Source organism: Caldibacillus debilis DSM 16016 (genome assembly GCF_000383875.1).
In the GTDB taxonomy this organism is placed as follows: Bacteria; Bacillota; Bacilli; order Bacillales; family Caldibacillaceae; genus Caldibacillus; species Caldibacillus debilis.
Genome location: NZ_KB912904.1, coordinates 1 through 8,327, shown reverse-complemented (window position 1 = coordinate 8,327; position 8,327 = coordinate 1). Strand labels below are relative to the sequence as shown.

At 33.1% G+C, this 8,327-nt stretch carries 6 protein-coding genes and 1 pseudogene; 1 reads left to right on the top strand and 6 read right to left on the bottom strand.

Features of this window, described 5'->3' with window-relative positions; genetic code table 11:
• From A3EQ_RS22250 to A3EQ_RS21775, 6 genes and pseudogenes are all read right to left on the bottom strand, one after another.
• A partial coding sequence (locus A3EQ_RS22250) for a transposase (RefSeq protein WP_020155310.1) occupies nt 1-215 on the bottom strand: 215 nt, incomplete at its 3' end.
• Between the two features lie 433 nt (nt 216-648).
• Nucleotides 649-1,455 carry a teichoic acids export ABC transporter ATP-binding subunit TagH gene (gene tagH / locus A3EQ_RS0114270; RefSeq protein WP_020155858.1) on the bottom strand — a complete coding sequence of 269 codons (807 nt, stop codon included), beginning with the start codon at nt 1,453-1,455 and terminating at the stop codon, nt 649-651.
• A 16-nt stretch (nt 1,456-1,471) separates the two neighbouring features.
• On the bottom strand, nt 1,472-2,296 hold the full coding sequence (locus tag A3EQ_RS0114265) for an ABC transporter permease (protein WP_020155857.1): 825 nt from the start codon (nt 2,294-2,296) through the stop codon (nt 1,472-1,474).
• Between the two features lie 634 nt (nt 2,297-2,930).
• Nucleotides 2,931-3,275, bottom strand: a pseudogene (locus A3EQ_RS0114255) (transposase); the annotation flags it as partial.
• 262 nt (nt 3,276-3,537) lie between these two features.
• Nucleotides 3,538-4,713: a glycosyltransferase family 4 protein gene (locus A3EQ_RS0114250; RefSeq protein WP_020155854.1), complete on the bottom strand. Its 1,176-nt coding sequence runs from the start codon at nt 4,711-4,713 to the stop codon at nt 3,538-3,540.
• A 4-nt stretch (nt 4,714-4,717) separates the two neighbouring features.
• The gene (locus tag A3EQ_RS21775; protein ID WP_020155853.1) at nt 4,718-7,858 is read right to left on the bottom strand and encodes a CDP-glycerol glycerophosphotransferase family protein; all 3,141 of its coding nucleotides are present in this window, start codon (nt 7,856-7,858) and stop codon (nt 4,718-4,720) included.
• A gap of 245 nt (nt 7,859-8,103) precedes the next feature.
• On the opposite strand from A3EQ_RS21775, the gene A3EQ_RS21180 reads away from it, so the two are divergent.
• A partial coding sequence (locus A3EQ_RS21180; protein ID WP_154652882.1) for a helix-turn-helix domain-containing protein occupies nt 8,104-8,327 on the top strand: 224 nt, incomplete at its 3' end.

The window sequence follows — 8,327 nt, the reverse complement described above, 5'->3', positions numbered from 1 at the left end:
CCCATTCTTGTGTCAAAGCGTCGGACTCGATAACCTGATCGATACCCTTGACGTGAATCTGTCCGTTCTGACTTTTGCGCTTTAATTTTTGCCGATACCTCAGCTTCCATCAATTGCTCACAAAGCCATTGAAGCATGGACAACATGGGGTCTTGTTCAGACATAAACTGGAGTAGCATTTGTTCGAAAGATAAGGTAGAATTCTGGTAAGCCATCGGTTTCAACTCCTTTTGGTTTGCTGGACACTTACCTATTCGGAGTGACCGATGGCTTTTCCTCTTTCTATTTTGCGAACTTTATTATACGTCATCCGCATATGCCTTTATTTACAAGAATCTAGAAGCATGGAACACTTCTGGAAAGGACCGGAAAACGATATGGAAGATTAATACAACAACGGATCAAGGCAAAATGAAAAGGCATGTGCCCGGTGCGATATCGGACTCATGCCCAACAGGTCGCCTGATAAAATAACCCCTCTAAATTATGCCTCGCGCAGTTTTTTCTCCAATCATGGATTCATAAAAGAAAACGGTCCGGCCGGTCCGGTCCGACCGGATAAGATTTTTCCCCGAATCATGAATGATGAACCCGGGGGCAAGTTCCCTCTTTCCTTATTGGGAAAAGAAGTTTTCTCCACCAACGGATTCAATGAACTTGAGCCAATATTTCCTTTTGTTTTTGCAGCGCGGCTTCCTGGTACGCCTTCCGTTCTTCCGCGGACATTTTTCTCCATTGTTTTATAAACGCTTCATATTTCGGAACAACTTCAGAAACCGGGCCAAAGTCTTTGACCATTCCGTATTCGAGCCACAGCACCTTGTCGCAGAACTCCTTCACTTGACCGGTGGAATGGCTGACAAAGATCATGGTTTTTCCCCTTTTTTTGAACTCCCGCATCTTTTCCAGGCATTTTTCGGCAAAGGCCTTATCCCCGACGGAAAGGGCCTCATCAATAATTAAAATGTCGGGATCGATGGTGACGGAAATGGCGAACCCCAGCCTCGATTTCATCCCGCTGGAATAAGACTTGACCGGCTGATCGATAAACTTTCCAAGTTCCGAAAACTCGATGATATCCGGTTCCAGCCTTTTGATCTCTTCCTTCGAAAAACCGAGCATTAAACATTTTAATTCGATATTGTCCCGTCCCGTCAAATCGTTTTTCAATCCCGCGGAAACGGCAATTAAGGAGGCTTCCCCGTTCACTTGAACCGTGCCGGATGTCTCCGGGACGATGCCGGCGATAATATTGGAAAGGGTGGACTTGCCGGATCCGTTGACGCCGATGAACCCGATCACATCTCCCTTTTCCGCTTCAAAACTGACATTGGCCAATGCGTAAAAATCCTCCCCGTAGTTCAGGGGAGTGATTAAATCCAACAGCCTTTCCTTCATGTTTTTATAGAGCTTATATTTTTTTGTCACGTTTTTTGCGATGATTGCCTTTTCCATGATCGATCACAAGCCTTTATAAATAATCGATGAAATGTCTCCTGAACTTCACGTGCAGCATCGAACCGAAAGTGAAGAGCGCGAGAACCAATGCCCAAAAATAGACGGTATATTTCCAATGGGTGATCATATACCACTCGGTCCCGAAAAAGGCGGCGCGGTAGCCTTCGATAATATAGTACAAGGGATTGATTTTCATAATGAACAAGATGGTCGGATGGTCAATGATCCCCGCGATCGGCCATAATATCGGAGACAAATATAACAACATCCTTAATGTCGCATTCAGGAACATGTGGACATCCCGTATAATGGTCGAAAGGGTAGACGTGATCAAAGAAAGGGAAAACACTAAAGAAAATGTAGCGAATATAAAATAAATGAGCTGCAAATAATAGAGATTTGCATAAATCCCCATCGCATTGACCAACAATATCGTAATCAGCAGCATAAACAAATGGACATAAAACTGAGAGAAAATCACAAAATTCGGGATGATGCTCATGGGAAAATTCATTTTCGATAACATGGCAAGCCGGGTATAGATCGACTTCGACCCTTGGATCGTGGCCTGGTAAAAGAAGTTCCAAAGGATAAAACCGCCCACCAGCCACGCGATAAAAGGAACATCCTTGCCTGGGACCACTTCGATATTCGCCCGCCTGTTGATGCTGCCAAAAACAAACCAGTAGATCAAAATCTGAATGGTGGGGTTGATCACTTCCCAGGCGATGCCCAAATAATTGTTTTTATTATTGCTCTTCAACTCATACCAAGAAAGCCTTCGGATCAAATAAAAATGTTTGATCTGCTCCCTCAACACCAACAATGCCGATTTCATAAAATGGTCCTTTCAAAAGAAAAAATCGGGGTTTTTATCGCTTAAAAAATTATACCCGTTCAAGCTGAAAAAAACAATAGAACAAGCATCCGTGTTTTTGTAGGGATTTCCTTGAAATTAGTAATTGTATTAGTTATTTAATTATACCTTATTTAAACCAATATCAATGTTTCTTCCAATTAATACCAGATTCTTCACTAAAGTTGATGGGGAGTAAAACAGAAGAAGGGGATTGAAGATCGGCAAGCCATGATGTATGAAAGGCGGGTGAAAAACATAAACCGAATGTCTTTAAAAAACCGGAAAACGTTCATGAAAGGTTATATGATCACTAATATCGATGGCAGGGTATGGTATACCGTGGAAAAGTTCCGGAAAGTCTTTTTTTCAAACCAAAATTCCGTGATTTCCAATGCTCACTGGCTTTTCTTAAGTAACCAAATAGTATAACAATTAACATATGTTTATACTTTTACTTCTTGTAATAACCTTGGTCTCTGCTGTTAGTGTCAAGTAAAGTTCGCAAAAACCATTAGCACTCCGATAAGGGTTATGCCACTTGTCTTTGTTCCTGTATTTCCTGAAGAATGTTGGGGTTGATATATGAACGTCCGATGGACTAGTCTTCATGATATTCCATCAGGTAACTGGTGACCAAACGGATATAGGCTTCCTGGATGACTTGGATCAGAGCAGCCTCAGCACGTGATTTCTCCGTGACAAAAAAGGGCACATAACCGCCTTTGCGCAGTTTGGTAACAAAGAGATACATGGTGCCCATCCGAGTGTCAAAGCGACGTACACGATAGCCGGTCCGTGTATCCGTCCGTTCCGATTTCTGTGCCTGAATTTTAGCTGTCACTTCGGCTTCCAGCATTTGCTCACAGAGCCACTGAAGCATAGAGAGCATGGGATCCTGTTCCGACATAAATTTCAGTAGCATTTGTTCGAGAGATAAGGTAGAATTCTGGTAAGCCATCGGTTTCAACTCCTTTTAGGTTTTTTGGGCACTTACCATATTCGGAGTTACCGATGGCTTTTCCTCTTTTCACTTTTTGCGAACTTAATTATACGTCATCTCTCTGCTGGAACGAACGTTAACGTAAAAAAAGAATTCTACTCACTCAATAAACTTCAAACATCATGAAACGGCTCTGGTTCTTTCTTAGAATAAAGAACCAAAGCCGTATTTGTTAATTTACTGTCAAAAAAAAAAACGGTTCACAATTAAAAATCCTCATTTAATTATTTGATTTATTTTTTAGTTCTCTAATTAGATTATCCCATTTTTGGGAAATCATCTCAAATGAATATCTTTGTACACTTTTCCTTGCTGCCATTCCTAATGACATCCTTAACTCTTTATTTTCAATCAATCTATTTATTTCATTTGCTAATGCATTAGTATCGCCTACAGGAACTAAGATCCCATCCTTCTTATCTTCAATAATTTCTTTAGGTCCAGAACAGGCAAAACATACGCAGGGTAAACCGACAGACATAGCCTCCACAATTACCATCCCAAAAGACTCATTTCTTGAACTTAGTACATATATGGAAGCTTTAGCCATTTCTTTAAGCAAATTATCTGTCTTAGGTAAAATCAATACATTATTTGCTAAATCATATTTATGAATTAACTTAAGTAAATTACTCCTTTCAACTCCTTGTCCAAAAATCTTTAATTTCCATTCCGGATGCTTTTGGACTACTTTACTAAATGCCTCTATTAATAGATCGAATCCCTTTTCATGTACAAATCTTCCAGCAGAAATAATTACTTTATTGGTATGATTTGAAAAATATTCAGGTATAATTGTGGCATTTTCTATTTTAACAATTTTAACACTTCCATTTCCGAACAGATGTTTATATTCATTTGTTTCATTATCAGAAAGACAAGTTATAGCATCCAATTTGCTGTAATATTTTTTAATTTTATTTTGTAGATTCTTACTATAAATCGAGAATTGTTTATGCTCTTGTCCAATTTTTATTACATTTTCATTGCCATACTTTACTGACAGAATATTAAATGATGGAATAGTTGTTACCAATATTCCATTTTTTACACTTTTTATTGCAAAAAGTATTTTTATATCTGAGAAAAGATTAAACATGTGATAAAGATCTTCTGATTTGTCAATTAAAATACTAGGTATTTTTGTTAAGATCTTCTTAATGATTTTTTTATACAACGGTAAGGGGGGAGTATTTTTACTTGGTCTTCGTGCATCAATTAGATACTTTATTTTAACTTTTTCATTAATATAAAATAATGGTTTTTTACTTGTTTTTCTTACACTTATTATTTCAACGTCATAACCTCTGTCAACTAAGAAATTGGCAGTATTTGTTACAGTTCTGACTGTCCCCCCCATCCCAAAAACATTATATATTAAGAAAGTAATTTTCATGGTATCACCTTAATTTCTTAATTTCATTATATATTCTTTCACTATTCCTTCTGTCCATATAATCAAAGAATTTTTTTGATCTAAAGACCATATTTGTTTCTAAACTAAAATCATTATCGATATATCTTTTTAAGACGGCAATAATCTCCTCAATTGAATTACTACTATATCCCGGTAAATCTTCAACAAGATTAACATATGAACCTCTATGCTTCAAATAATCTTCTAAATCAAAGTGAAAAAATATTATAGGTTTTCTCAAATATGCAAAATCAAATGCAACACTTGAATAATCAGTAATTAACATTTTGGAACTTTTAATCAAATTAGAGATGTTCACACTATTGGGATTTAATATTTTTATAAATTTACTATTGGAAAAGAAATATTGAGAGTAATTAAGCATTTCTACATGTAAAAGAAAGTTAAGTGTAATATTGTTCTTTTCTAAAAGGGCATTTAATTCATCATTATTAATTAAATCTAAATAAGTTTTATAGAAGATTGAATTCAAAAAATCATCTTTTGATTTAATAATCCATTCTCTCCAAGTAGGCATTAACAGAATTTCTTTATTTTCATTTTTAATCGGATACAAATAATCATATCTTGGTAATCCAGTAATCATAACTTGATCTTCTCTAAAGTTCATATGATTTACTAAAATATCTTTTTCTTGTTCAGAGGAAACCACAAACTTCTTAATTTTTCCATTATACGATCTAGAATTAAAAAACAACTTTTTCATAGCAATAATCCCATGTTGTAAATATATTACATCTTTCTCATTTTTACTCATTTTTGAATGAAATAATGAAGGTATTACATCGCGAATTCCATGGCTTACAATCAGATAGTTGGAAAGATGATATAAAAGATAGTGTTTCAAACTGTCATAATTTATTACTCTTTTTTTATACTTTTTTAGGACTTCTAAATCATAATTATCTTTTTTTGCTACGTAGAAATATTTCTCAGAGATTTGTCTTTCAAAACAATACTTAAAAAAAGCAAATCCATTATCTCTTGCAATGAGACCTAAATTTTCCCCTATTAACCAAACTTCTTTTTTATAAAAGAGTTTAATTATCCTTGAAAAAATTGTTGCGACAAAATTATTTAAATAATCTCTAAATGTAGGGATGCTAATTGTATCTTCTGTTATTTCAAATTCAAGATATTTATTATTATTGTATAAATTAATTACTATCTTGCTTTTGGGTATTTTAATATTAATTTTTGCAAATTGATTTAAAATTGATTCATCTATGATATTTATAGGGTAAATATCTGAGTTGCTCAAAACTTTTATCATTATTTTATATTTCCCAGATTTTATATTTTTTATATCTTTGAGCTTAATTGCGAAATCGTAGTTATTATTTTCTCTTTCGACTAACTTGAAAGTAGCTTTTTCGAAAGAATTATTTTCTTCATTTACAAATAGAATATCTGTCTTAGATGTCGTCAACTTCGTAGATGAATTCAGAGTAATTACTAAATATTTTTTATTATACTTTATTTTATCAACATTAAGAGTTAAATTCCTTCCTATTTTTAATAATAGATATCTTTTATTATTGTAAAAGGGATGCAATTGAAGATTATGTTCCTCAAAATTATAAATTGGATATGAGACAGAAAAGTAATCAGTCTTATTTTTAGATATCAAAAAATCGGAGTAATTCTTATCTCCTATTTGATAATCAATGGTTAAGTTTAACAAAGCATTATTATTTTTATTGAGGAAGAATAACAAGGCTTCATAACCAATAAATATTTCTAATATATCGTTTTTTTGAATATACTTATCTATCTTGTAGAATCTCTTTTCTCCAGATAACTTTACTGAATCTAAGTTATAATTATTAGTAAATTTAATTTTACATATTATTCGAATTCCATTTGAAACTTTTTTCACTTCTTCAATTTCATGAATTGAATCAATAGTATGCACAAGAAAAGATACAGTATTTTCCAATGTCTTATAAGGTCTAACGGTTATTTTTTTATTTTTTGCAAAAATAAATTCTATTGGCGTTACTATATAACTTGATAAATTACTATTTGGATGATCCACAAAAACCTTAAAAGTTTTTTTAACATCATTCCTAGATAATAGTAACTCAAGATCATATACTCCCGATAAATTAAAATAATCTTCTTTGTCAACATTACAACAAACTGAAAATTCACCATTGTCATACGATATGTTTTCTAAATTATAACTATAACCTGACTTTCTGTGTACTAAAAATCCTTTTTCAATTTTTATATCCAAATTCTCAAAAGATGAATAAATGATTCCCGTAATTTTAATTGAATTATTTTTTATGTTAATATCTTTTACAATCGGGAACACATCGTTAATATCCAACTCTTGAACTTTTAAAAAAATAGCTTCTGCATTATTTTGATAAACAAAATAATGCCCTTTTTCAAATTTGTTTAAAGGTAGATTAGCAATATAATACCTTTTATTTTTTGCAAAACCCATCATCATTAAATATTCACTTGATACCAATAACTGATTAATAGGAATGCTAATCACAAAATTGTCTTGGTTAACTATAAATTTAAAACTTTTAATATTATTATCAGCTTTATTGTATATTGGAACAGCAAATAATAAATACTCTCTATCTATCGCTTTTATAAACTTACCTCCTAAAGTTAAGATATCATTTTTACATTCAAAATTATCAATTACTTCTATTAAATTAATATCATTTTTAATAAATGTTGTAATAATATTCATATTTTTATCATTTTGATAATACACATTAATGACTGCCTTTTCATCATTCATTGTATTAATTTCGATAGAATCAATATATTTTTCAACAGCTGCCTTTTCAACATTTATCAAAAACAAATCATCATCAGCATTAATTTCTAATTGCAAACGCCAAACTAAACCGCTATCTATAATTTTTTGAATACCAATTGAGTCAATAAGAAAAACGAGAATATTGTTTTCCATTTGATGAAGCGGAAAGAAAAGTTGGCACTCACAATTAGAAAATACCAATGACTGAAAATGTTTTGCTGAAAGATTTATATCGTCTGTATTACAAAGTAATATTTTCACAAATATATTTTCTTTATCCTTCTCAAATGAAATCAACTTAGGGATAAGTTTCAAGAGTTTACAACTCCTTTTGTATTGTAAGTACTGATTACTTTTAAATTCTAATATTTATTTTAGTTTATATCATACGAAAATGCAGAATACCTCTTTTAAAAGAGAAGATATTCTGCATACTTGTTATTTTACAATACATTCATATTGAATTCAACTTCCTCCAAAATTGGGTGTTGTTCGTCTGTGATATTGTCATATTGTAACGCTTCAGTGAAAATGTCAGTATGAGACAGGAGCGAATTCCATTGAGCAAAAAAGAATTGAAGCGTTACAAAGTGATTAGTCAATGGATCGAAGGGTATATCACGGGAAAACAAGCTGCCGAATTGTTATCGCTAAGTCTTCGTCAGGTTTATCGCCTCAAAAAACGAGTCCTTGAGGAGGATGAAAACGGAGTCATTCACAAAAACCGGGGGCGAAAACCTGCACATGCCTTATCCGAAGACATCCGGCAAAAAATCCTGAATCT

Bases quoted from the DNA above. Each gene is read 5' to 3' on its own strand.
- tagH (WP_020155858.1), bottom strand. From the start codon at position 1,455: ATGGAAAAGGCAATCATCGCAAAAAACGTGACAAAAAAATATAAGCTC.
- A3EQ_RS0114265 (WP_020155857.1), bottom strand. From the start codon at position 2,296: ATGAAATCGGCATTGTTGGTGTTGAGGGAGCAGATCAAACATTTTTAT.
- A3EQ_RS0114250 (WP_020155854.1), bottom strand. From the start codon at position 4,713: ATGAAAATTACTTTCTTAATATATAATGTTTTTGGGATGGGGGGGACA.